The organism is Halomonas sp. MCCC 1A13316, assembly GCF_014931605.1.
Classification (GTDB): Bacteria; Pseudomonadota; Gammaproteobacteria; order Pseudomonadales; family Halomonadaceae; genus Halomonas.
In genome coordinates, this window is sequence record NZ_CP053382.1 from 1,468,347 (window position 1) to 1,491,193 (window position 22,847).

The following is a 22,847-nucleotide window of genomic DNA, read 5'->3' on the forward strand; positions in this document are numbered from 1 at the left end:
GAGTTGCAGTCTGTAAGGTTGGAAGCTGTTACGCGACACAGGTTCCGTATAACCTCTGTTTAAAGTGTACCTCCAACTCGGGAGTCGCCCGTGACGCGTCGTCGTCTTATCCTCGTGCTGGTGCTGGTCTTCCTTGTGGCGGCCTATTTTCTCAGCGGTGCCGACGAGGCGCTGACACTGACCAATCTGCAGGCCGAGCAGGCGCGCTTCCAGGCCTGGCTTGCCGATGACCCCCTTACGGTAGCGGGCGGCTTCTTTCTTTTCTACGTGATCATGGCGGCGCTGTCGCTGCCCGGCGCCGCGCTGCTGACGGTGCTGGGGGGCGCGCTGTTCGGGCTCGGCTGGGGGTTGGTGATCATCTCCTTCGCCAGCACCTTGGGGGCAACCCTGGCCGCGCTGATCGCCCGCACCCTGTTGAGAAGCCCGTTGGAGAAGCGCTTCGCGCCGCAGCTCGAACGCATCAATGCCGGCATTCACCGTGAGGGCGCCTTCTACCTGTTCACCCTGCGGCTGATTCCGCTGTTCCCCTTCTTCGTCATCAATCTGGTGATGGGGCTAACCCGCATGCGGCTGTGGACTTTCTACTGGGTCAGCCAGTTGGGCATGCTGGCGGGCACGGCACTGTACGTGAATGCCGGCCGCGAGCTCGGCAGCCTGCAATCGCTGTCCGGTATCCTTTCTCCCGGACTGATCGGCTCGTTCGTGCTGATCGGGCTGTTTCCCTGGCTGGCGCGCGCCCTGGTGGCTATTGCCAAGCGCCGTCGGCTGGCGCAGCGCTTTCATCGCCCATCGCGATTCGACTATGACATCGTGGTGATCGGCGGCGGCTCGGCGGGTCTGGTGGCGAGCTATATCGCTGCGGCGGTGAAGGCCAGGGTGATGCTGGTGGAGCGCGCCAAGCTGGGTGGCGACTGTCTGAATACCGGCTGCGTGCCGTCGAAGGCGCTGATTCGAGCGGCACGGCTGGCGGAGGAGGTTCGCCGCGCCGGGCGCTATGGCATCCATGCCGGCGAGCCGCGCATCGACTTCGCCGCGGTCATGGCCCATGTGCAGCGCGCCATTCACCAAGTGGAGCCGCACGACAGTCGTGAGCGCTACGAGGGGCTCGGCGTCGAAGTGTTTGCGGGTGAGGCCTGTCTGCAGGATCCGTGGCGGGTTCGCGTAATGGGCGATGGGGGAGAACGCGTGCTTACTACCCGGCATGTGATCATCGCCAGCGGGGCGAGGCCGAAGGTACCGCCGCTACCCGGACTCGAGGCCATCAAGGTACTTACGTCGGATAATCTGTGGCAGCTAACGACCCTGCCCGGGCGGCTGGTGGTACTGGGTGGCGGCCCCATCGGTTGTGAGCTGGGGCAAAGTTTCGCGCGTCTGGGAAGTCGCGTCAGCCTGGTCGAGATGGGGCCGCAGCTGTTACCCCGCGAGGACCTCGACGCCGCCGATGCGCTGCGAGTGCGCCTCGAGAGGGAAGGGGTGTCGCTCTGGCTCGACACTCGCGCCGTTCGCGTCGTGCCGGGCGAGGCGCCTGATGGTGGCCACTTGTTGGAGGTAGAGCGCTGCCTGGCCTCGGGCCAGGTCGAGACGCATCGACTGCCCTTCGACCGCCTGCTGGTGGCAGTGGGTCGTCAGGCCAACGTGGCCGGCATGGGCCTCGAGGCGCTGGGGGTGGAAACGCGACCGGATGGCACCCTGGCGGTGGACGAAAGCCTGCAGAGCGTGCTGCCCAACGTCTGGGCCTGCGGCGACGTGGCTGGCCCTTTCCAGTTGACCCATGCCAGTGCCCATCAGGCGTGGCATGCCACGGTGAACGCCCTATTCGGCGAGTTCAAGCGTTTCCGAGTCAGCTACCGGGCACTGCCTGCCGTGACCTACACCGAGCCGGAAGTAGCGCGTGTGGGACACAGCGAGCGTGAAGCGCGGGCCCGCGGTATCGACTTCGAGGTGACGCGCTACGAGCTTGCCGAGCTGGACCGGGCCATTGCCGAGGGCCTGACCGAAGGCTTCGTCAAGGTGCTCACTGTGCCCGGGAAGGATCGGATCCTCGGGGCGAGCGTTGTGGGGCAGGGCGCAGGCGAGCTGCTGGCCGAGTTCACCCTGGCGATGACCCACGGCATCGGCCTCAACAAGCTGCTGGGTACCGTTCACCCTTATCCCACCTGGTCGGAGGCGGCCAAGGCAACAGCGGGCGTCTGGAAAAATGCGCACAAGCCCGAGCGCCTGCTGGGCTGGCTGGCCCGTTACTTTGCCTGGCGCCGAGGGGCTCACCAGGCAGCTTCGACCGAGGCGCAGAGTGAGACGAGGAGGAAGAATGCTTGATCGTTGGACCATGCCCCTGACACAGGCGCCATTGGAATTCATTGCCAGGCGGCTCATGTCCCGGGGAGTCCGTCCCGACAAGATCACATTGCTGGCCTTCGTCATCGGCATGCTCAGCCTGCCGCTGTTGGCCATGGAGTGGTATGCGGTCGCCCTGGTGGCGATCCTGCTCAACCGCCTGGGCGACGGCCTGGACGGTACCCTGGCCCGGTTATCTGGCACGTCGAGCGATGCGGGAGGCTTTCTCGATATCGGCCTGGACTTCGTCTTCTATGCCGCGGTGGTACTGGGCTTCGCGCTGTCCGACCCGGCCGCCAATGCGCTGCCGGCAGCCTTCCTGCTGTTTGCCTTCATCGGTACCGGCACTTCGTTTCTGGCCTTTGCCATTATGACCACCCGGCACGGGCTCGAACGGCCGCGGTTTCAGAAGAAGGCATTCTATTATCTGCATGGTTTGACCGAAGGGACCGAGACCATCCTGGCCTTTGTGCTCTTCTGCCTGCTGCCGAGCGACTTCCCTCTGCTGGCGACACTCTTTGCCGTGGCCTGCCTGATTACCACCACCACGCGCCTGTGGGGAGGCTACTGGACGTTGCGTGGCCTCGATGCCAGGGCATGAAACACAAAAAGGGCAGCCTGGAGCTGCCCTCTTCAGTAAGCCTGTAGAGCATGACGTGCTGAATCAGTGCTCGACGCCGCCTTCACCATGCACGTGGCCGTGCTCGATCTCTTCCTGGCTGGCTTCGCGCACTTCGGCGATCTCGACGTCGAAGTTGAGCTTCTGGCCGGCCAGCGGGTGGTTGCCATCGACGGTAACGGTGTCGCCTTCCACCTGGGTCACGGTGACCATCAGCGGACCACCCTGGGTCTGGGCCTGGAACTGCATGCCCGGCTCGACGGCCTCGACGCCCTGAAAGGCATCGCGCGGTACTTCCTGTACGAGTTGAGGCTGCACCTCGCCGTAACCCTCTTCCGGAGAGACGGCCACATTGAGCTTCTCGCCGGCTTCGCGGCCTTCGAGCTGTTTCTCCAGCCCGGGAATGATATTACCGGCGCCGTGGAGATACGTCAGCGGCTGGCGGCCTTCCGAGCTGTCCAGCACCTCACCTGTATCATTGGTCAGGGTGTAGTGGAACGCGACAACGGAATTTTGCGCAATCTGCATTGATGAACCTTTCGGTGAGTACATGTAGACACCATGGTAACGCGCGATACCAGGGCTGTCAGGGGGGATGCGGTTTTTTCAGCTTATCGAGGCTGGTCCTGAGCGACATTCACGCCTTATGGCGTGGTTGCGCCCCCAGTGCCCCACGGCTACCCTAGCGTGATCCCATTTATTGTCCAATCCGAGCCAACCTCTTGCCTGGAGCAAGCCCATGACCGTAACCGTGATCTGGCTGATTGCCTTCGCCCTCATCCTGTTTTTCAGCCTCAGAATGTGGGAATCCTCCGTCAGTGCCGGTCTGAACAAGGTGGTGCCGCGTGCTATCAAGAGTGACGACGGCAACCGGTGGGTCTGGAGCCTCGCACTTGCCATCTTGGGCGCCACGACACTGGTGCGTCCCATCGACATGCTGCTGACCGCCATCGTCATCGCCATCCTGGGGCTGATCATCAAGAAAGTGGCCGGCTGGGCGATGGATCGGGCTAACTTCCACTGAAGCGGCACGTGCCGACTGAGCAGGCGGCACTCGATACGTCAAAGGGCCGTGGCATACGCCACGGCCCTTCGTATGTCGCGCTTCGCTAGCCGCTGCGGCCAACGCAACAGGTTGGCTCAGTAAGGCGCCACACTGACGTTGGCGCCGCTGCCGATCATGCGCACGCGCTGGCCGACCTGATAGGGCCGATCGGCCTTCTGCACGATGACCACGTTCTGACCATCGTCACGGCGGATCTCCATTTCCCAGGCGCGTACACGGTTGGCCGTATCCTCGGCGGCACTACCCGCCAAGGCGCCGCCGATGACGCCTGCGGCTGTCGCCAACTGCCGGCCGGAGCCGCCCCCCACCTGGTTGCCGAGCAGCCCGCCGATCACGGCGCCGCCCCCGGTACCGATGATACCGCCCATGCGGCTGTCGGCCTGTATCTGTACCTGGCGCAGCGCAGTGATGGTGCCGAAAGTCACGGTCTGGGCGGTCTGGGCCTGATTGCCACGGTAGACGTCGCCACCCATGGTCGAGGTATTGGCGCAACCGGCCAGGGCCAGCATGCCGATGGCTAGTACGGGGAGAAGACGCTTCATATATACCTCCTGTGGCAAGCCGATGCGGGGCTGAGAATCATCGTTGCCAAGTTTAGGGAAACACTGTTTGCTAATCAGCTTAACCACTCATATGGCATTTGACCAGCGCATCGCTGTGCTGGTGCCGCTCAACAGCCAGGCAAAGCGGGTAAAGAATGTGAAAATACTTGTTCAGGGCGAGAGCTATCATCAGCGTTGCCCGTAGCGAACGAAAAAAGGGAGGCACGAGGCCTCCCAAGGGTTCCAGTCGTTCTACCGTGTCGCCATGCTCAGCCGAACTGGTTCATGGTGTTGTCCTTGCCGCCGGCTTTCAGCGCCGCTTCGCCGTGGAAGAACTCCTTGTGGTCGTCGCCGATGTTCGAGCCGGCCATGTCCTGATGCTTGACGGTGGCGATGCCTTCGCGAATCTCGCGGCGCTGCACGCCCTCCACGTAGGCCAGCATGCCTTCGTCGCCGAAGTAACCCTTGGCCAGATTGTCGGTGGACAGGGCGGCGGTATGGTAGGTCGGCAGCGTGATCAGGTGATGGAAGATGCCCGCTTCGCGTGCGGCGTCGCGCTGGAAGTTGCGTGTCCACTCGTCGGCCAACTTGCCGAGTTCGGTATCGTCGTACTCGGCGCTCATCAGGCCGGCGCGGTCGTAGGCGGAAACGTCCTTGCCTTCCTTCTCCCAGGCGTCGAACACTTGCTGGCGGAAGTTCAGGGTCCAGTTAAAGGAGGGCGAGTTGTTGTAGACCAGCTTGGCGTCCGGCACCACTTCACGAATGCGGTTGACCATGCTGGCGATCTGGCCGACGTGAGGCTTTTCGGTCTCGATCCACAGCAGGTCGGCGCCGTTCTGCAGGCTGGTGATGCAATCAAGCACCACGCGATCCTCGCCGGTACCCGGCTTGAACTGGTAGAGGCCGGAGGCCAGGCGCTTGACCTTGACCAGCTTGCCGTTCTGCTTGATGACCACATCGCCGTTGTCGATATCGGAAGCTGAGGTGATCTCCTCGCCGTCCAGGAAGCTGTTGTACTGGTCGCCCAGGTCACCCGGCTCCTTGGTCACGGCGATCTTCTGAGTCAGGCCGGCACCCAGGGAGTCGGTGCGGGCGACGATTACGCCGTCGTCCACGCCCAGTTCGAGGAAGGCGTAGCGCACGGCGTTGATCTTGGCCAGGAAGTCCTCATGCGGCACGGTAACCTTGCCGTCTTGGTGACCGCACTGCTTCTCGTCGGAGACCTGGTTCTCGAGCTGGATACAGCAGGCACCGGCTTCGATCATCTGCTTGGCCAGCAGGTAGGTGGCTTCGGCGTTGCCGAAACCGGCATCGATATCGGCGATGATCGGCACCACGTGGGTTTCGTGGTTGTCGATCTTGGCAATCAGCTCGTCGGCCTTGGCCTTGTCGCCTGCCTCCTGGGCGGCTTCGAGGTCGCGGAACAGATGGTTGAGTTCCCAGGCGTCGGCTTGGCGCAGAAAGGTGTAGAGCTCGCCGATCAGGCCCGATACGGAAGTCTTCTCGTGCATCGACTGGTCGGGCAGCGGACCGAACTCGGAGCGCAGCGCGGCGACCATCCAGCCGGAAAGATACAGGTAGCGGCGCTTGGTGGTACCGAAGTGCTTCTTGATGGAAATCAGCTTCTGCTGACCGATGAAGCCGTGCCAGCAACCCAGCGACTGGGTGTACTGGGAGCTGTCGGCATCATAGGCGGCCATGTCTTCGCGCATGATCTTGGCAGTATAGCGAGCGATATCCAGGCCAGTCCTGAAGCGGTTCTGGGCGCGCATGCGGGCGGCATTCTCGGGGCTGATGCTCGCCCACTTGCCCTGCTGAGCCTCGCGCAGTTGAGCCAGTGCCTTGATGTCGTCTTTGTATGACATGGTGCCATCCTTCCGATCTGAGGTGATGTCGTCGGCCTCGATTGCCATGCGGCGGCGCTCGTTGCCTCGTCGGTCGCCTGATGCATTTGCCGGGCGCTTTCGGGTTGCATGCTGCAACTGCGAAGTAATGTCAGGTTCAACCACAGGGAGCAATATGTCTCTACGGCCTTGGTCGAATCTGGGCGAACGCTAAAACAATCCTGGTCGAGTGGTTTTCTTGTCAGTTACCGAACAACCGTTTTAACGTCGTCATGACACCACTATGCCCCATGCAATCAGGCCTGGACAATCATCACTTGGGGGGAAGAAGCGTTGTAACTCGACTACAAGAAGGGCAGGGGAGAGGCCATTCCTGTAGTCATATTCCGGTCGGGGTGGCCAAATCTGGAGGCGCTAGCCAGGCAATGAAAGCCGCATGTTGCGATGCGGAATGCCGGCATCCATGAAAACGTCACCGAACGCCGTGAAGCCAAAATTTTCGTAGAAGGCGAGGGCGTGGGTCTGGGCGGCCAGTTCGACCTGGGCATGGCCCAGGCGGCGTGCCGAGGCGATGGCGGCCTGCATCAGCGCCGCACCAATACCCAGGCCACGCGCTTCGCGCAGCACGGCCACGCGGCCGATATGCCCGTCGGGCAGCAGTCTGGCGGTGCCGAGAGCCGTGTCGCCGTGCACGGCGAGGAAGTGGCGGCATGTGTCGTCGCGGCCGTCCCACTCCTCTTCTAGGGGCACTTGCTGCTCATCGATGAATACCACGCGACGTATCTCGCTGGCGATTTCGCCGAGTTCGGCCCAACTGCCTTCGCGTATTTCGATGTGGCCGGTCATGCGTTACTCCTCCTCGTCGGGCCAGGTAAGGCTTCCGGCATCTAGCAGGGCGGCCAGCAACTCAGCGGCGCCGGGGAACTCGAGGAGATCGGCATTCAGCAGGGCGTCCGCGGCAACGGCGCGAGCCAGAGGCAGCACGCAGTCGATGCCATCGCCATCGACGTACAGGGTGGCGCGGCTCCCGTTCAAACTGCGCCAGGCGAAGCGTGAACCGGGGCTACGCAGCAGCTCCTCGCCTTCCTGTAGTAGAGCGACAAGCTGGTCGACATCGGTAGGAGCCTCGCTGGGCACCAGTTGGTCGACGTACTTGGGCTGGGTCATCACACGACCGAACCACTGGGCGAGCTGGGCCGGATCGTCGAGAGTGCCGAGGATCAGGCGACGCATGCGCTCGAGTGCGGCATCGTCGAGCTCCGTCGGGTCGCTGGGCGGGACCATGCCGGCATCGCCGTAGCGCAGCGAGGAGGGAAGCTGTTCGCCGAGGTAGTCGGCATACGAGGTGATCGCCTCGTCGGCCGAAGGCGCGCGGAAGCCCACCGAGTAGGTCATGCAGTCGTCGGATTGGCTGGCGCCGTGGTGTGCCCAGCCCGGTGGCAGGTAGAGCATGTCGCCGGGCTCCAGCACCCAGTCGTCGCCCGGCTCGACTTCGAAGCGCTCGAGGATGCGCAGATCGATGCCGGGAATGATGGGGGCGTCGTCGGCCACCTTGCCACCGAGCTGCCAGCGTCGCCGGCCGCTGACCTGCAGCAGGAAAACGTCATACTGGTCGACATGCGGCCCGACGCTGCCGCCTGGCGGGGCGTAGCTGATCATGACGTCGTCGAGCCGCCAGCGGGGCAGGAAGTCGAAGCGGTCGAGTAGCTCGGCCACCTCGGGCACGTAGTGGTCCACGGCCTGTACCAGCAGGGTCCAGTCGCGCTCCGGCAGCTCGCCGAACACGGCCTCGTCGAAGGGGCCATGGCTGACCTGCCAGGGGCCATCGGGGCCTTGCTCTTCCACCAGGCGTGCCTCGACGCCTTCCTCGCAGGCGAGGCCAGCGAGCTCGTCGGGATCGAGCGGGCTCTCGAAGTCGGCAAGGGCTCCGCGGATCAGCAACGGCTGGCGCTGCCAGTAGTCGCGCAGGAACTCGGCAGGCGTGAGGCCGCCGAGCAGGGGGAGGGGCGTGTCGCTCGCCATGGTGTTCTCCTGGAGAAAGCTCATCGATTGGCGCCGGGCACCCATAGCACGTCGTTATCGCCGTTGCCATTGGCTCGGCGGGCAAGCACGAACAGCAGGTCGGAGAGCCGGTTGAGGTAGCGTAGCACCTCGGGATTCACCGACTGCTCGATCATCAATGCCGTGACCAGGCGCTCGGCCCGTCGGGTGACGGTACGCGCCAGGTGCAGGTGGGCGGCAAGCGCGGTGCCTCCGGGAAGGATGAACGAGCGCAGGGTGGCGAGTTCGGCGTTGTAAGCATCGATCCTGCCTTCGAGATACTCCACCTGGCCAGCTGTGACCCGCAGCGGGGGGTATTCCGGGTTTTCCTGCTCGGGTGTGCACAGGTCGGCTCCGACATCGAACAGGTCGTTCTGCACCCGGGCCAGAACCTCGTGCAGTTCGTCCTCGGCGTACAGTTGCGCCAGGCCGATGACCGCGTTGGTCTCGTCCACCGTGCCGAACGCTTCCACGCGCAGGTCGTGTTTAGCTACCCGGCTGCCGTCGCCCAGGCCGGTATCGCCCTTGTCACCGGTGCGGGTGTAGATCTTGGTCAGCTTAACCATGCTGCGCTCCTGGAGGCGTCGGGATCAGAGCCGGCGAGCCTGGGCCTCGGCGTTGCCGATGTAGGTCGCCGGCGTCAGCGCCTTGAGCTCGCTCTTCACCTCGGCCGGCAGTTCCAGCGTATCGATGAACGCTGCAAAACCGGCCTGGTCGATGCGCTTTCCGCGGGTCAGCTCCTTGAGCTTCTCGTAGGGTTTCTCGATGCCGTAGCGGCGCATCACTGTCTGGATCGGTTCGGCAAGTACCTCCCAGCTGTTGTCGAGGTCCTCGGCCAGACGCGCCGGATTGGCCTCGAGCTTGCCGATGCCCTTGAGCGCGGCCTGGTAGGCGATCAGGCCGTAGGCCAGGCCCACGCCGAGGTTGCGCAGAACCGTGGAGTCGGTCAGATCACGCTGCCAGCGAGAGATCGGCAGCTTCTGTGCCAGGTGGCCGAGTACGGCGTTGGCCAGGCCCAGGTTGCCTTCGGAGTTCTCGAAGTCGATGGGGTTGACCTTGTGCGGCATGGTCGAGGAGCCGATCTCGCCCTCGACGGTCTTCTGCTTGAAGTAGCCCAGCGAGATGTAACCCCACACGTCGCGGTCGAAGTCGATCAACACGGTGTTGAAGCGGCACACGGCATCGAACAGCTCGGCGATGTAGTCGTGGGGCTCGATCTGGGTGGTGTAGGGGTTGAAAGTCAGTCCCAGGCCTTCGACGAAGGTGCGTGCGTTGGCCTCCCAGTCGACCTCGGGGTAGGTGGCCAGGTGGGCGTTGTAGTTGCCCACCGCACCGTTGATCTTGCCGAGTATCTCGACGCTCTCGATCTGCGCGAGCTGGCGGCGCAGGCGGTAGGCGACGTTGGCCATCTCCTTGCCCAGCGTCGTCGGGCTGGCGGTCTGGCCGTGGGTACGTGACAACATCGGTTGATCGGCATGCGCGTGAGCCAGACGCGCCACCTCGTCGGCCACCTGATGCATCACCGGCAGCAGGGACTTGAGGCCATCGGTCAGCATGACGCCGTGGGAGAGGTTGTTGATGTCTTCGCTGGTGCAGGCGAAATGCACGAACTCGGTGATCGCATGCAACTCCGGCTGGGCCGCGATTTTCTCCTTGAGGAAGTACTCCACTGCCTTGACGTCGTGGTTGGTGGTGCGCTCGATCTCCTTGATACGCTCGGCGTCGGCCAGCGAGAAGTCGCGAATCAGCGTCTCGAGGAAGGCAGTGGCTTCGGCGGAGAGCGGCGGGACCTCGACGATGCCGCCTTGTTCGGCGAGGCGCTGCAGCCAGCGGACCTCGACGATCACCCGGGCACGGATCAGGCCGAACTCGCTGAAGTGCTCGCGCAGGGCCGCTGCCTTGCTGCCGTAGCGGCCATCGACGGGAGAGAGGGCGGTGAGAGCGGAGAGGGGCAGGGAGTCGGCTTGCATGGTCGTTTATCCAATACGTGGAAGGGAAAGGCGTGTAGGAAAGGGCATAGGGCAGCAGGGTTCAGCCCAGTTGGTCCAGGGCGTGCTTCAGGGCGCCGCGCTGGAATACCAGCTTCCAGCGGCGGCCGCCCTGCTGATGCCAGAGCAGGGCGAAGCGAATGCCGCCGAGCAGGATGGCGCGCACTCGCTCGGGCATCATGCGGCTCTGCAGCAGCGAGGGATCGCCCTGCACCACGATGCGTGTCTTGAGTGTCGAAAGTGTTTCCTGGTAGGCCTCGCCGAGGCTGGCGATGACGTTCTCATGGGTGGCGCCGAAGTGCTCGGCCTGGCCCTGAATGCGGTTCAGTTGCTGACCGAGGGCGGCCATCATGTCGTTGTCGCTGCGCAGCTTGTTCATCAGCAGCAGCAGCGAGAAACCGTAGCGCAGTACCGCCGGGTTGGCCTGTTTGCGTCCCACCACCGCTTCGAGCACCTCCAGGCCGCGGCGCAAGTTGTTGGGGTGGCCGCCGTAAATCGCCTCGAAGCTTTCCGGATCGGTGTCCAGAGTGGCACGTATCAGCGTCTCCCAGGGGCGGTTGTCCACCTGTCCGGTGCGGGCCAGCTCGTCAACCAGGCTGGCGGCCTGAAAGACGCCGGCGAGCGCCAGCGTCTGGCGCGCCGCGGCGGAGTCGGGGGCACGATGGATCGGAGTGGTGTTCATGCGCCGCTCTCCGTGGCATTCCAAGTGGTGCGGATTACGCCGCCGCCGAGGCAGATGTCGCCGTCGTAGAGCACCAGCGACTGGCCTGGGGTGACGGCGCGCTGGGGATCGACGAAGCGTACCTCGACGCCGCCGTCGGGCAGCGTGTGCATGTGGCAGGGTACGTCGCTCTGGCGATAGCGGGTCTTGGCGGTGTAGTGACCCTCGTCCGCGGGCGGTTCCCCGGCTACCCAGTCCATCGCCTCGGTGGCCAGGGAGTCGGTATACAGCAACGGGTGGTGCTTGCCCTGTACGGCGGTCAGCACGTTGCGTTCGAGATCCTTGCCTGCCACGTACCACGGCTCCTCGGGGTGGTTGGCCAGGCCGCCGATGCCGAGTCCCTGGCGCTGGCCCAGGGTGTAGTACATCAAGCCCATGTGCTCACCGATGATTTCGCCCTCGGGCGTCTCGATCACGCCCGGCTGGGCCGGCAGGTATTGCTGCAGGAAGTCGCGGAAGCGTCGCTCGCCGATGAAGCAGATGCCGGTGGAATCCTTCTTGCGCGCGGTGGCCAGGCCATGGCGTTCGGCGATGGCACGCACCTCGGGCTTCTCCAGTTCACCGACGGGGAACAGCGTGCGTGCGATGGCTGCCTCCGGCACGGCGTGCAGAAAATAGCTCTGGTCCTTGTTGGCATCGAGTCCCTGGAGCAGTCGCGGCCGTCCGCCGCGCTCACCACCGCGTACGTAATGGCCGGTGGCGATCTTCTCGGCGCCGAGCATCTCGGCGTACTCGAGGAACACTTTGAACTTGATCTCGCGGTTACACAGGATGTCAGGATTCGGCGTCCGTCCGGCCTTGTATTCGGCCAAGAAGTGCTCGAACACATTGTCCCAGTACTCGGCGGCGAAGTTGGCGCTGTGCAGCTTGATGCCGAGCTTTTCGCACACGTCCTGGGCATCCGCCAGGTCGGCCTTGGCGGTGCAGTACTCGGTGCCGTCGTCCTCGTCCCAGTTCTTCATGAACAGGCCTTCGACCCGATAGCCCTGCTCGAGCAGCAGCAGGGCGGAAACGGAGGAGTCGACGCCGCCGGACATGCCGACGATCACCTTGGCTGAGGTGGCGGTCATGGGCGCTCTCGAGTTGGGTGGCCGCAAATGGGCGGAAATTATACCCTATCTTGCCCAAGGGCTTCATCACGTGCTGCGGCTTCGTGGAGAGCGATGTGTAAAGGGTGGGATTTAATTGACCGGCCGACCAGTTAAGTTTATCGTCGCGACATGACCAACCGAATCCAGACCAGAGACCCCGAACTGACCCGCGCCCGCATTCTCGATGCGGCAGAGGCAATGTTCGTCGAGCAGGGCTTCTCGGCCGTCAAGCTCAGCGCGTTGGCGCGCTCGGCGGATGTGACCAAGAGCCTGATTCACCACCATTTCGGTAGCAAGGAGCAGTTGTGGGAGGCAGTCAAGAATCGTGCCTTCGAACGCTACTTCACGGCTCAGATGGCGATGCTCGAGGAGGCCGGTGAGCCGGATGCCGCCCTGCTGCGCAGCTCGGTGGAAGCCTACTTCCATTTCCTGCGCGACAACCCCGGCGTGGTGCGGCTGTTCGCCTGGACCCACCTAGAGGGAGACAGCCACTGTGGCGAGCTCGACAACCAGCTCGTCGGAGCGGGGGCCGAGTGGGTTCGCCAGGCCCAGAGGCGGGGTCTGCTGCGCCAGGACATCAACCCTACCCACGTGATAGCCATCTTCGTGATGACATGCACCCAGTGGTTCGAGGCCAAATGTCATCATGAACACTGGCCGGGCATGGGGTCCGACGAAGCGTTTCTTGAGGATTTCCTGAAGATCTTCATGGAGGGGGTAACGCCCCGCGCATGAGTTTTTTTGCATCAATAATTGACCGGCCGGCCAGTTTGTAGGGGGTAGCCAATGTGCAGGGTGATAGTGAAAGGGGTGCTAGCGACTTCGCTGATGCTGTCGGCGGCGTTGCTGGCGGGCTGCGACGCAGCCCCCGCACAGCTCGAACGGGGCGAGGAACCGCTGCCCAGCGTGCGCGCTGAAGCGGTGCGCCTGTCCCGTGACGTGGTGAGCTATCGCTTTCCCGGCACGGTGCAGGCCAGTGAGCGTGCAGCCCCCGCCTTCCTGCACGGGGGTGTCTTGCAGGAACGGTACGTGGAGCATGGGCAGCGGGTCGAGCGGGGCGAGCCACTGGCGACGCTGCACAATCCGGCGATGGCCCCGGCGCTGGCAGCTGCCGAGGCACGCGTGCGCGAGCTCGATGCCAGCTTGAGCCGCCTGGGGCGGGACGTCGAGCGTTCGCGTATGTTGCGTGAGCGCAACCTCAGCGCCGAGGAGGAGCTGGACCGCCTGCGCTCGGAGCACGAGGCCCTTTCCCAAGCCCGTGAGCAGGCCTTGGCGCAGCGCGACGAGGCCCAGGCACAGCTCGACGAGCTGACCCTGCGCGCACCCTTCGATGCCGAAGTGACCGACTTGCGGGTCGAGCCCGGCGATTTCGTCGCGGCGGGCCAGTCCGTGCTGGGTCTGGCTGGGCTCAGTGGACGTGAGGTGGAGATTCGTGTGCCGGGGCGCCTTGTCGCTCAGTTGGAAGTGGGGCAAGAGGCAAGCTTGATGTCGCTGTCCGGGGCGCAGCGCCTTGCGGGCCGGGTCGCTCATGTGGGCCGCGCGGATGACGCCATGGCACCCGTCATCTTCGACATAGAGACTGAGCCTGCCCCGGCGCTGGGGGCGTCGTTGCGCGTGCAGCTTGCCCTGACTGCCCAGCCGGAGATGCAGGTGCCGCTGGCAGCGGTGGTCGACTCCAGCGGGCAAGACCCGCATGTGCTGGTACTGACCGACGACGAGACGATCGTGCGTGTGTCCGTGACGCCGGGGCGTCTGACCGGTGGCTGGGTTACGGTATCGGCCGCGTCGCTCGTCTCGGGTGAGCGGGTGGTAACGGCAGGTCAGGGGCGTCTCGAAGAGGGCGACCAGGTGAGGGTTCTACCATGAGCTGGCTGCTCTCCTCGCTGCGCTACAAGCGGCTCATTCTCAGCATTACGCTGCTGCTGGCCCTGCTCGGCCTGGCGGCCTGGCTGGCGATGGACCGCCAGGAAGACCCCTTTTTTCCCTATCGCTTCGGCCAGGTGCTGGTGCCCTATCCCGGCGCGGAGCCCGAACAGGTCGAGCGGCTGGTGCTCAATCCGCTGGAGGAGGAGCTGGCCCAGATCGAGCAGGTCAACGACATTATCGGCACCGCCCGCCTCGGTGTGGCTCACGTCACGGTCGAGATGCACGAGCACGTCTACGACACCGACGCCGCCTGGGAGCGGGTGCGAATTGCCGTTGACCGGGCGAGCCGGGAGTTTCCCGATGGCGTAGGCGAGGCCGAGATCAGCGACCGGGACTCGGATGCTCACGGCATCGTGCTGTCGGTGACTGGCTCTGACGACCTGCTCGAGCTGCGCGAGGCGGCCAAGCGGTTGCGCCGGGACCTGTTTCGACTCAAGGCGATCGCGCGCATCGACATGCTGGCCGACCCCGGACAACAGGTGGTGATCGGCTGGGACGATACCCTGGCCGAGCTGACCGGCCTCGATGCCCGCGCCTTGGGCGAACAGCTCGCCGCTCGCAACCTGACCTCGCCTGGCGGAAGCCTGTCGATAGGTGGACGCTCGCTGGTACTCGATCCGCACTCCGAGTTCGGCTCGCTGAAGGAACTGGCCAATACGCCGATACGGACCCTGCGAGGCGAACAGCTGCCGCTCGGTGAGCTGGCCGACGTCCATCTCGCGCCCCGTGAACCCGCCACCGAGCGCCTGTGGCACGATGGCCGGCCGGCGGTGGCGCTGGGGCTGGTGCTCTCCAACGATCGGGTCAACGCCGTGCGCTTCGGCAAGCGACTGCGTGAGCTGGTGGAGGAGTTGCGCCCCGCCTATGCACCGTTGAGCATCGAGGAGACCTTCTACCAGCCGCGCTGGGTCGAGCAGCGGCTGGCGGAGCTCGGCTTCTCGCTGCTGCTGGGTATCGGCATTCTCGGCGTGCTGTTGTTCCTGGCCATGGGCATACGGCTGGGGCTCGCGGTGATGGTGGTGGTGCCGCTGGTCACCTTCTCCTCCCTGGCGCTCTACGCCATGGGCGGCGGTGTACTGCACCAGATTGCTGTGGCCGGCATGGTGATCGCGCTGGGCATGTTGGTGGACAACGCCATCGTCATGGTCGAGAACATTCAGTGGCACCGCGACCAGGGGCGCTCGGCGGCTCAGGCCGTGACCCGCTCCGTGCGTGAACTCGCCACGCCACTGCTGGCCGCCACGGGCACCACCCTGGCAGCTTTCGTTCCGCTGCTGCTCTCCAGCGGCAATACCGCCGACTTCACTCGCGCCATTCCTATCATGGTGATGCTGACGCTGGCGGTGAGCTATGTTTATGCCGTGTTCGTCACGCCGGTGTTCGCCGCGGGTATTCTCAAGCCGCGCCTGGGTGCTCGGCGGGAGCGGCTGCAGGCGTGGGGCGCGGGCATTGGTCGATTCGCGGTGCGCTGGCCGGCCTGGGTGCTTGGTGGGGCTGGTGTGCTGTTGGTGGGTGCCGTGGCGATGATGCCGCTGCTTGACCAGAATTTCTTTCCCGACACCGATCGCAACCAGTTGGTCGTCGATCTCAATTTCCCCGAGGGCACCCACCTCGATACCACCGCGCATCAGGCTGAGGTGCTGGCTACCGCGCTGGCTGAGCGACCGGCCGTGCAGGCCGTGCACCGCTTCGTCGGTTTCAGTGGTCCGCGCTTCTATTACAACCTGGTCGAGCAGCCCCGCCAGCCGCACCTGGCGAGGCTGGTGGTCGAGGCCGAATCAGCCGACGACCTGGGACAATTGATGGCTTGGGTGCGAGCCGTGACACCGGAACGGCTGCCCGAAGCCGAGGTCGTGGCCCGACGCCTGGGTCAGGGGCCGCCCCTGGAAGCTCCGGTGGAGATTCGCGTCTATGCCGAGGATCGCACCGCGCTGGCGGAAGCCGCCGGCAGGATCCTCAGCGTAGTGCGTCAGGCCGAGGGGGCACGCGATGCGCGCCATCGCCTGGGCGAGGGGCTTGCCACGCTACGCGTCGAGACCGATGACGCCCGAGCCGCCGAGTACGGGCTCTCGCGGCGCGATGTGGCCACGACCCTTGCCGGTGCCAGCCGTGGGGTCGAGGTCAGCACCTGGCGTGCCGGACGCGATCCGGCGCCGCTGCTGGTACGTGCACCCGAGGGCGAGCGCTTCTCGGTCGACGGGCTGGAGGGGCTGCGCCTTGCCGCCGACGACGGGCGCGCGGTGCCGCTCGGTGAGATCGCCAGCCTGGAGCTGGCCTGGCGCCCGGCGGTGGTACAGCATCGCGGGCTGCGCCGCATGACGGCGGTGCTGGCAGAGGTCGCCGATGGCTGGACCTACGACGGCGTGCTCGGCGAGATCCTGCCGCGCCTCGAGGCGCTCGAGCTTCCCGCAGGGGCGAGCTATACCGTCGGCGGAGCGGCGGAGTCGGCCGGCGATGCCAACACCGCGCTGTTCCAGACCCTACCGTTCGGTGGCCTGCTGCTGGTGATTTTCCTGCTGGCGCAGTTCAACTCCTTCCGCCAACTGCTCATCGTGTTGACCACGGTGCCGCTGTCGATCATCGGTGTGGTGCCGGGATTGTGGCTGACCGGGCAGCCGTTCGGTTTCACCGCCATGCTCGGCGTGGTGGCACTGGTCGGCATCGTGGTCAACAACGCCATCGTGCTGATCGACCTGATGAATGCCAATCGTCGCCAAGGGCTCGACGTGGGCGAGGCCGTAGTCACCGCCGTGGCCCGGCGCACGCGACCGGTGTTGCTCACTACCGCGACTACCGTCGCCGGCCTGGTGCCGCTGACTCTCACGCAATCGACGCTGTGGCCGCCGATGGCCTGGGCGATCATCTCCGGGCTGGTCGCCTCCACGCTGTTGACGTTGCTGGTGATTCCGGCGCTGTACCGCCTGCTGATCAGAAGTTAGCGCTCGTGGACGACATCCATGGGATAGAAGCGCTCGGCCAAGGCATCGCGAATGCGCTTGAGTACCAGCGGGCTGCGCATTCGTCCCAGGCGTTCCAGCTCCTCGACCTCCTCCAGAGTCAGCCAGTGCACGGCGACAACGGCCGGGTCGAGGGGGTTGCCCAGGTGAGCCAGGGCCATGCCGAAGAAACCATGGCTATGAAAGGTCTCGCCACTGGGTGTCCGGTACACGTAGAGCCCGAGGTAGTCGGTGATGCCGACCTGCCAGGCGGTCTCTTCGCGCAGCTCGCGCAGTGCCGCTTCCTGAATCCGCTCACCGGGTTCGAGATGTCCCGCAGGCTGATTGAACAGGGTGGTCTGGCTGCCTCTCGGGGATTCCTCCACCATCAGAAAGCGGCCTGCGCGCTCTACGACGGTGGCCACGGTAACGTGCGGGTGCCAGCGGCTCATCGGTGACCTCCTTGGCGGCGCGGCGAGCGCCTTGGCGTGTTGCGCGGGGCGTGCAGGGTTTCCCGGCGCCAGTTCCCCGGGGCCAGCCCATCCAGGCGCCAGGGGCCGATGGCGACGCGAACCAGGCGCAGCGTGGGGTAGCCGACATGAGCCGTCATGCGTCGGACCTGGCGGTTGCGACCCTCGCTGATGGTCAGTTCCAGCCAGGTCGTGACCGGATGTCGCTTCGGGTCCAACGGCGGCGTGCGCTCTGGTAGGCCGCTTGACGCCAAGCGCCGAACCTTGGCCGGCCGGGTGCGGCCATCGTTGAGCTCGATACCTTGGCGCAGGGCGGCCAAGGCGTTCTCGTCGGGGTTACCCTCCACCTGGACGCGATAGGTCTTTGGCTGCTTGTGCCGTGGGTCGCTGATGCGCTGGATCAGCGTGCCATCGTCGGTCAGCAGCAGCAGTCCTTCTGAATCATAGTCCAGCCGCCCGGCCGCGTAGACGCCCGGCACGTCGAGGATCTCGGCCAGTGTGGCCCGCGGCGTTTCCCCCGCGCTGCGGCGGTCGGTGAACTGGGAAAGCATGCGGTAGGGTTTGTGCAATAGATAGATGGAACTCATTCGACGAAGGTCTTGCTACCATAGATTGTCGACAAATTATGGGGCAAGCCTACTCCGGGAGTCGGGGTGAATGCTATACTCCGCGCTCCACTGAATAGACCAGACAGGGGAGTTCTCAATGGGGTTCCAGAAAATTGTCGTCCCTGAAGGCGGCGAGAAGATTACCGTCAACGCTGACAACACCCTGAACGTGCCGAACAATCCCATCATCCCGTTTATCGAGGGTGACGGTATCGGTGTTGATGTGACGCCGGCGATGAAGATCGCCATCGATGCCGCCGTGCAGAAAGCTTACAACGGCGAGCGCAAGATCGAGTGGATGGAAGTCTACGCCGGTGAGAAGGCCACTCAGGTCTACGACGCCGATACCTGGCTGCCCGAAGAGACTCTCGAAGCCGTCAAGGATTACGTGGTTTCCATCAAGGGCCCGCTGACCACCCCCGTGGGCGGTGGCATTCGCTCCCTGAACGTGGCGCTGCGCCAGAAGCTCGACCTGTACACCTGCCTGCGTCCGGTGCGTTGGTTCGAGGGCGTGCCGAGCCCGGTGAAGAAGCCTGCCGACGTCGACATGGTGATCTTCCGCGAGAACTCCGAAGACATCTACGCCGGCATCGAGTGGAAGGCCGGTAGCGCCGAAGCCGACAAGGTGATCAAGTTTCTGCGTGAGGAAATGGGTGTCACCAACATCCGCTTCCCCGAGAACTGTGGCATCGGGGTCAAGCCGGTTTCCGTGGAAGGCACCAAGCGTCTGGTGCGTCAGGCCCTGCAGTACACCGTGGACAACGACCGCGAGTCGCTGACCCTGGTGCACAAGGGCAACATCATGAAATTCACCGAAGGTGCCTTCAAGGATTGGGGTTACGAGATCGCCAAGGAGGAGTTCGGTGCCGAGCTGCTCGACGGCGGCCCGTGGATGCAGTTCAAGAATCCCAGGACCGGCAAGAACATCGTGGTCAAGGACGTCATCGCTGATGCCATGCTGCAGCAGATCCTGCTGCGTCCAGCCGAGTACGACGTCATCGCCACGTTGAACCTCAACGGTGATTACCTGTCCGACGCCCTGGCGGCCGAAGTGGGCGGCATCGGTATCGCTCCGGGTGCCAACCTGGCCGACGCCGTGGCCATGTTCGAGGCTACCCACGGCACCGCGCCGAAGTATGCCGGCCAGGACAAGGTCAACCCCGGCTCGCTCATCCTCTCCGCCGAGATGATGCTGCGTCACATGGGCTGGGTCGAAGCTGCCGATCTGGTGCTCAAGGGCATGGAGAAGGCGATTTCCAAGGGCGAGGTCACCTATGACTTCCATCGCCTGATGGACGATGCCAAGCTGCTCAAGTGCTCCGAGTTTGGTCAGGCCGTCGCGGACAACATGTAAGCGGCTCGCCGGATCCAACGGGGCCCCCGTTCGCCACGCGGACGGGGGCCTTTTGCGTATCAACCTGAACCCTGCCGGCCCTTCAACGTCTAACCGTTGATTCGAGATGGCCGGCTTGCCGAGATGGTGTGTGGCTTTTATGTTCAAGACAGAAGACCCGAACGTGTGGGAGTCGGTCGGTGTCGCGGCAGGCATGACGCGGCCTCCGCGTCCCGAGCAGGAGGACGATGGAGATCTGGCGGTGCAGCCGGCCGATCCCGAGGTGGCCCGCCCGCCGATGTACAAGGTGGTGTTGCATAACGACGACTACACCCCCATGGAGTTCGTGGTGGAAGTGCTGCAGAGCTTCTTTCTCATGGACAGCGAGACCGCCGTGCAGGTCATGCTCACGGTACACACCCAGGGCAAGGCCACCTGCGGCATCTTCACCCGTGACATCGCGGAAACCAAAAGCCACCAAGTCAATCAATATGCAAGAGAGTGTCAGCATCCGCTGCTCTGCGACATCGAGGCGGCGGACTGACTCCCGGTCTGCTAGAGACGGGGTGGGAATGGCAGTCGTTGAGTGAAGAGACTTGCAACGGCAGCGTTTGTGCCCGATGTTGAAGGTGCCGGACCACGAAAGATCCGATGCAAGCCCTAAGCGGCGAGAAGGGGACTGCCATGCTGAGCAAAGAACTTGAACTGACCCTGAACACGGCGTTTACCGTGGCCCGCTCCAAGCGCCACGAGTTCATGACCGTGGAGCACCTGCTGCTGGCACTGCTCGATAACGCATCAGCGGCAGACGTGCTGAGAGCCTGTGGGGCCAACCTCGACAAGTTGCGGTCCGACCTGCAGGATTTCATCAACTCCACCACCCCTCTGATTCCAGAGGACCAGAGCGACCGCGAGACCCAGCCGACACTGGGCTTTCAGCGTGTGTTGCAGCGTGCCGTATTCCACGTGCAGTCCTCAGGCAAGAGCGAGGTCACCGGGGCCAACGTGCTTGTCGCCATCTTCTCCGAGCAGGAAAGCCAGGCGGTCTACTTCCTGAAGCAGCAGAACGTGGCCCGAGTCGATGCGGTGAATTACATCGCCCACGGTATTTCCAAGGTGGCCGGCCACGGCCAGAATCCCTCGTCCTCGCCCAGCGATGCCGAGGAAGCCGAGGAGGGGAGCGGCGAAACCAGCGCCAACCCGCTGACCGGCTATGCCACCAACCTCAACGAGCAGGCGCGGATGGGCAAGATCGATCCGCTGATCGGCCGTGAGCACGAGCTCGAGCGGGTGATTCAGATACTGGCCCGGCGGCGCAAGAACAATCCGCTGCTGGTAGGCGAAGCCGGCGTAGGCAAGACCGCCATTGCCGAAGGCTTGGCCAAGCGGATCGTGGAGGAGGACGTGCCCGAGGTGATCGGTGACGCCGTGGTCTACTCCCTCGACATGGGCGCGCTGCTGGCCGGTACCAAGTACCGCGGCGATTTCGAGAAGCGCTTGAAGAGCCTGTTGGCGGAGCTCAAGAAGCAGCCCAACGCCATCCTGTTCATCGACGAGATCCATACGGTGATCGGTGCCGGGGCGGCCTCCGGTGGAGTGATGGATGCTTCCAACCTGCTCAAACCGTTGCTCTCCTCGGGGGACCTGCGTTGCATCGGTTCCACCACCTTCCAGGAGTTCCGTGGCATCTTCGAGAAGGATCGTGCGCTGGCGCGCCGCTTCCAGAAGGTCGATGTCATGGCGCCCTCGGTGGATGATACCATCCGCATTTTGAAAGGGCTGCGCTCGCGCTTCGAGGAGCACCATCGTCTCAAGTACACCGACGCGGCGCTGGACAGTGCGGCGCGTCTGGCGGACCGTTACATCAACGATCGTCATCTGCCCGACAAGGCCATCGATGTGATCGATGAGGCCGGTGCCCACCAGCGGCTGCTGCCGCCGGAGGTGCGGGTCGACACTATCGACGTCGATCAGGTCGAGGCGGTAGTGGCCTCCATTGCGCGGATACCGCCGAAGAGTGTCTCCAGCTCCGATCGCAAGCTGCTCGAGAATCTCGATCGCGACCTCAAGATGCTGGTATTCGGCCAGGACGAGGCCATCGACAGCCTCTCGGCCGCCATCAAGCTGTCGCGGGCCGGGCTCAAGTCACCCGACAAGCCGGTGGGGAGTTTCCTCTTCGCCGGCCCCACCGGGGTGGGCAAGACCGAGGTGGCCCGTCAGTTGTCGCGGATCATGGGCATCGAGCTGGTGCGCTTCGACATGTCGGAGTACATGGAGCGGCACACCGTGTCACGGCTGATTGGCGCCCCCCCAGGCTATGTCGGCTATGATCAGGGTGGCCTGCTCACCGAGGCGATCACCAAGCAGCCGCACTGCGTATTGCTGCTCGACGAGATCGAGAAGGCACATCCCGAAGTCTTCAACCTGCTGCTGCAGGTCATGGACCACGGGCGCCTGACCGACAACAACGGCCGTGAGGCGGACTTCCGCCACGTGATCCTGGTCATGACTTCGAACGCCGGGGCCGAGCAGCAGGCGCGGCGTTCCATCGGCTTCCAGACCCAGGACCACTCCACCGATGCCATGGAGGTGATCCGCAAGACCTTCTCGCCAGAGTTCCGCAACCGCCTGGATGGCATCATCCAGTTCCACTCACTGCCCACCTCGGTGGTGCGTAGCGTGGTGGACAAGTTCCTGGTGGAGCTTCAGGCGCAACTCGACGAGAAGCGGGTTCAACTGGATGTGGACATGGACGCGCGCGATTGGCTGGCCGAGAAGGGCTACGACCCCAGCATGGGCGCAAGGCCCATGGCGAGGTTGATCCAGGAGAAGCTCAAGAAGCCCTTGGCGGAGCTGATCCTGTTCGGAGAACTATCCGAACACGGCGGGGTGGTGCACGTCACGGTGGAAGACGACGAATTGCATCTATCCACGGAGTCGGAAATGGCCGACGCCCCCTGACGTTGCCGGATTTTCCGGAAGCAGCACACAGCGCCCTGTCTGCGGACGGGGCGTTGTCGTGTCGGGAGCAGGGGCGCTTGGTCGTGCCGCCGATGCGATCAGCCGTTCAGCGCGAGCGGTAGACGATGCGGCCCTTGGTCAGGTCGTAGGGAGTCAGTTCGACCTTGACCTTGTCGCCGGTGAGAATGCGGATGTAGTTCTTGCGCATCTTGCCCGAGATGTGGGCAGTCACGACGTGGCCGTTCTCCAGCTCGACGCGAAAGGTGGTGTTGGGAAGGGTATCGACGACGACGCCTTCCATTTCGATATGGTCTTCACGTGCCATATAGGCGGTTCCTCGCTGATGACGTTGGTGTGCCGTGCCTGAT

At 64.2% G+C, this 22,847-nt stretch carries 21 protein-coding genes; 9 read left to right on the forward strand and 12 right to left on the reverse strand.

Features of this window, described 5'->3' with window-relative positions; all coding sequences use genetic code 11:
• Positions 1 to 90 precede the first annotated feature (90 nt).
• Complete coding sequence (locus HNO52_RS06875) at positions 91 to 2,316, forward strand: dihydrolipoyl dehydrogenase family protein (RefSeq protein ID WP_197568426.1); 2,226 nt, start codon at positions 91 to 93, stop codon at positions 2,314 to 2,316.
• The gene (locus HNO52_RS06880; RefSeq protein WP_197568427.1) at positions 2,309 to 2,935 is read left to right on the forward strand and encodes a CDP-alcohol phosphatidyltransferase family protein; all 627 of its coding nucleotides are present in this window, start codon (positions 2,309 to 2,311) and stop codon (positions 2,933 to 2,935) included. The genes HNO52_RS06875 and HNO52_RS06880 overlap by 8 nt, the downstream gene beginning before the upstream one ends.
• Before the next feature lie 63 nt (positions 2,936 to 2,998).
• Here the strand turns inward: HNO52_RS06880 and HNO52_RS06885 are convergent, their stop codons facing one another.
• Positions 2,999 to 3,481 (reverse strand): FKBP-type peptidyl-prolyl cis-trans isomerase, encoded by a 483-nt coding sequence (locus HNO52_RS06885; protein WP_197568428.1) that lies wholly within the window; start codon positions 3,479 to 3,481, stop codon positions 2,999 to 3,001.
• A gap of 211 nt (positions 3,482 to 3,692) precedes the next feature.
• Here HNO52_RS06885 and HNO52_RS06890 point away from each other — a divergent pair, with 211 nt between their 5' ends.
• A complete protein-coding gene (locus HNO52_RS06890) occupies positions 3,693 to 3,977 on the forward strand; it encodes a hypothetical protein (protein WP_197568429.1) in 285 nt (94 codons plus the stop codon).
• A gap of 116 nt (positions 3,978 to 4,093) precedes the next feature.
• On the opposite strand, the gene HNO52_RS06895 is transcribed toward HNO52_RS06890, so the two are convergent.
• From HNO52_RS06895 to mnmA, 8 genes are all read right to left on the reverse strand, one after another.
• On the reverse strand, positions 4,094 to 4,561 hold the full coding sequence (locus tag HNO52_RS06895) for an outer membrane lipoprotein (protein ID WP_197568430.1): 468 nt from the start codon (positions 4,559 to 4,561) through the stop codon (positions 4,094 to 4,096).
• 269 nt (positions 4,562 to 4,830) lie between these two features.
• Complete coding sequence (locus HNO52_RS06900) at positions 4,831 to 6,426, reverse strand: isocitrate lyase (RefSeq protein WP_197568431.1); 1,596 nt, start codon at positions 6,424 to 6,426, stop codon at positions 4,831 to 4,833.
• A gap of 393 nt (positions 6,427 to 6,819) precedes the next feature.
• A complete protein-coding gene (locus HNO52_RS06905) occupies positions 6,820 to 7,251 on the reverse strand; it encodes a GNAT family N-acetyltransferase (RefSeq protein WP_197568432.1) in 432 nt (143 codons plus the stop codon).
• A 3-nt stretch (positions 7,252 to 7,254) separates the two neighbouring features.
• On the reverse strand, positions 7,255 to 8,427 hold the full coding sequence (locus HNO52_RS06910) for a cupin domain-containing protein (RefSeq protein ID WP_197568433.1): 1,173 nt from the start codon (positions 8,425 to 8,427) through the stop codon (positions 7,255 to 7,257).
• A 20-nt stretch (positions 8,428 to 8,447) separates the two neighbouring features.
• On the reverse strand, positions 8,448 to 9,011 hold the full coding sequence (locus HNO52_RS06915; protein ID WP_197568434.1) for a cob(I)yrinic acid a,c-diamide adenosyltransferase: 564 nt from the start codon (positions 9,009 to 9,011) through the stop codon (positions 8,448 to 8,450).
• A gap of 24 nt (positions 9,012 to 9,035) precedes the next feature.
• Positions 9,036 to 10,400, reverse strand: coding sequence for an adenylosuccinate lyase (purB, locus tag HNO52_RS06920; RefSeq protein ID WP_197569129.1), 1,365 nt, complete (start codon positions 10,398 to 10,400; stop codon positions 9,036 to 9,038).
• Between the two features lie 76 nt (positions 10,401 to 10,476).
• Entirely contained in the window at positions 10,477 to 11,115 is a 639-nt protein-coding gene (gene hflD, locus HNO52_RS06925; protein WP_197568435.1) for a high frequency lysogenization protein HflD, read from the reverse strand.
• Positions 11,112 to 12,224: a tRNA 2-thiouridine(34) synthase MnmA gene (mnmA, locus tag HNO52_RS06930; protein WP_197568436.1), complete on the reverse strand. Its 1,113-nt coding sequence runs from the start codon at positions 12,222 to 12,224 to the stop codon at positions 11,112 to 11,114. The genes hflD and mnmA overlap by 4 nt, the downstream gene beginning before the upstream one ends.
• A gap of 150 nt (positions 12,225 to 12,374) precedes the next feature.
• Here mnmA and HNO52_RS06935 point away from each other — a divergent pair, with 150 nt between their 5' ends.
• The 3 genes from HNO52_RS06935 to HNO52_RS06945 are packed head-to-tail and all read left to right on the forward strand — an operon-like array spanning position 12,375 to position 17,110.
• Positions 12,375 to 12,980 carry a TetR/AcrR family transcriptional regulator gene (locus HNO52_RS06935; RefSeq protein WP_197568437.1) on the forward strand — a complete coding sequence of 202 codons (606 nt, stop codon included), beginning with the start codon at positions 12,375 to 12,377 and terminating at the stop codon, positions 12,978 to 12,980.
• A gap of 51 nt (positions 12,981 to 13,031) precedes the next feature.
• On the forward strand, positions 13,032 to 14,111 hold the full coding sequence (locus HNO52_RS06940) for an efflux RND transporter periplasmic adaptor subunit (protein ID WP_197568438.1): 1,080 nt from the start codon (positions 13,032 to 13,034) through the stop codon (positions 14,109 to 14,111).
• The gene (locus HNO52_RS06945) at positions 14,108 to 17,110 is read left to right on the forward strand and encodes an efflux RND transporter permease subunit (protein WP_197568439.1); all 3,003 of its coding nucleotides are present in this window, start codon (positions 14,108 to 14,110) and stop codon (positions 17,108 to 17,110) included. Before HNO52_RS06940 ends, HNO52_RS06945 begins: the two co-directional genes overlap by 4 nt.
• Here the strand turns inward: HNO52_RS06945 and HNO52_RS06950 are convergent.
• Entirely contained in the window at positions 17,107 to 17,559 is a 453-nt protein-coding gene (locus HNO52_RS06950) for an NUDIX domain-containing protein (RefSeq protein WP_197568440.1), read from the reverse strand. The genes HNO52_RS06945 and HNO52_RS06950 overlap by 4 nt on opposite strands.
• Entirely contained in the window at positions 17,556 to 18,164 is a 609-nt protein-coding gene (locus HNO52_RS06955; RefSeq protein WP_197568441.1) for a pseudouridine synthase, read from the reverse strand. Before HNO52_RS06955 ends, HNO52_RS06950 begins: the two co-directional genes overlap by 4 nt.
• 118 nt (positions 18,165 to 18,282) lie before the next feature.
• Between HNO52_RS06955 and icd the strand changes: the two genes are divergently transcribed.
• From icd to clpA, 3 genes are all read left to right on the forward strand, one after another.
• The gene (gene icd / locus HNO52_RS06960) at positions 18,283 to 19,539 is read left to right on the forward strand and encodes an NADP-dependent isocitrate dehydrogenase (RefSeq protein ID WP_197568442.1); all 1,257 of its coding nucleotides are present in this window, start codon (positions 18,283 to 18,285) and stop codon (positions 19,537 to 19,539) included.
• A gap of 139 nt (positions 19,540 to 19,678) precedes the next feature.
• The gene (gene clpS, locus HNO52_RS06965) at positions 19,679 to 20,062 is read left to right on the forward strand and encodes an ATP-dependent Clp protease adapter ClpS (RefSeq protein WP_232090630.1); all 384 of its coding nucleotides are present in this window, start codon (positions 19,679 to 19,681) and stop codon (positions 20,060 to 20,062) included.
• Between the two features lie 140 nt (positions 20,063 to 20,202).
• Positions 20,203 to 22,479 (forward strand): ATP-dependent Clp protease ATP-binding subunit ClpA, encoded by a 2,277-nt coding sequence (gene clpA / locus HNO52_RS06970; protein ID WP_197568443.1) that lies wholly within the window; start codon positions 20,203 to 20,205, stop codon positions 22,477 to 22,479.
• A gap of 106 nt (positions 22,480 to 22,585) precedes the next feature.
• Here clpA and infA read toward each other — a convergent pair whose 3' ends face one another.
• Positions 22,586 to 22,804 (reverse strand): translation initiation factor IF-1, encoded by a 219-nt coding sequence (infA, locus tag HNO52_RS06975; RefSeq protein WP_010627817.1) that lies wholly within the window; start codon positions 22,802 to 22,804, stop codon positions 22,586 to 22,588.
• Positions 22,805 to 22,847: the final 43 nt, after the last annotated feature.

Coding starts and splice junctions, on each gene's coding strand:
- HNO52_RS06905 (WP_197568432.1), bottom strand. CDS start 7,251: ATGACCGGCCACATCGAAATACGCGAAGGCAGTTGGGCCGAACTCGGC.
- HNO52_RS06955 (WP_197568441.1), bottom strand. CDS start 18,164: ATGAGTTCCATCTATCTATTGCACAAACCCTACCGCATGCTTTCCCAG.
- HNO52_RS06895 (WP_197568430.1), bottom strand. CDS start 4,561: ATGAAGCGTCTTCTCCCCGTACTAGCCATCGGCATGCTGGCCCTGGCC.
- clpS (WP_232090630.1), top strand. CDS start 19,679: ATGTTCAAGACAGAAGACCCGAACGTGTGGGAGTCGGTCGGTGTCGCG.
- HNO52_RS06885 (WP_197568428.1), bottom strand. CDS start 3,481: ATGCAGATTGCGCAAAATTCCGTTGTCGCGTTCCACTACACCCTGACC.
- HNO52_RS06935 (WP_197568437.1), top strand. CDS start 12,375: ATGACCAACCGAATCCAGACCAGAGACCCCGAACTGACCCGCGCCCGC.
- HNO52_RS06900 (WP_197568431.1), bottom strand. CDS start 6,426: ATGTCATACAAAGACGACATCAAGGCACTGGCTCAACTGCGCGAGGCT.
- icd (WP_197568442.1), top strand. CDS start 18,283: ATGGGGTTCCAGAAAATTGTCGTCCCTGAAGGCGGCGAGAAGATTACC.
- HNO52_RS06910 (WP_197568433.1), bottom strand. CDS start 8,427: ATGGCGAGCGACACGCCCCTCCCCCTGCTCGGCGGCCTCACGCCTGCC.
- mnmA (WP_197568436.1), bottom strand. CDS start 12,224: ATGACCGCCACCTCAGCCAAGGTGATCGTCGGCATGTCCGGCGGCGTC.
- HNO52_RS06915 (WP_197568434.1), bottom strand. CDS start 9,011: ATGGTTAAGCTGACCAAGATCTACACCCGCACCGGTGACAAGGGCGAT.
- HNO52_RS06950 (WP_197568440.1), bottom strand. CDS start 17,559: ATGAGCCGCTGGCACCCGCACGTTACCGTGGCCACCGTCGTAGAGCGC.
- HNO52_RS06890 (WP_197568429.1), top strand. CDS start 3,693: ATGACCGTAACCGTGATCTGGCTGATTGCCTTCGCCCTCATCCTGTTT.
- HNO52_RS06940 (WP_197568438.1), top strand. CDS start 13,032: ATGTGCAGGGTGATAGTGAAAGGGGTGCTAGCGACTTCGCTGATGCTG.
- hflD (WP_197568435.1), bottom strand. CDS start 11,115: ATGAACACCACTCCGATCCATCGTGCCCCCGACTCCGCCGCGGCGCGC.
- HNO52_RS06880 (WP_197568427.1), top strand. CDS start 2,309: ATGCTTGATCGTTGGACCATGCCCCTGACACAGGCGCCATTGGAATTC.
- HNO52_RS06945 (WP_197568439.1), top strand. CDS start 14,108: ATGAGCTGGCTGCTCTCCTCGCTGCGCTACAAGCGGCTCATTCTCAGC.
- infA (WP_010627817.1), bottom strand. CDS start 22,804: ATGGCACGTGAAGACCATATCGAAATGGAAGGCGTCGTCGTCGATACC.
- clpA (WP_197568443.1), top strand. CDS start 20,203: ATGCTGAGCAAAGAACTTGAACTGACCCTGAACACGGCGTTTACCGTG.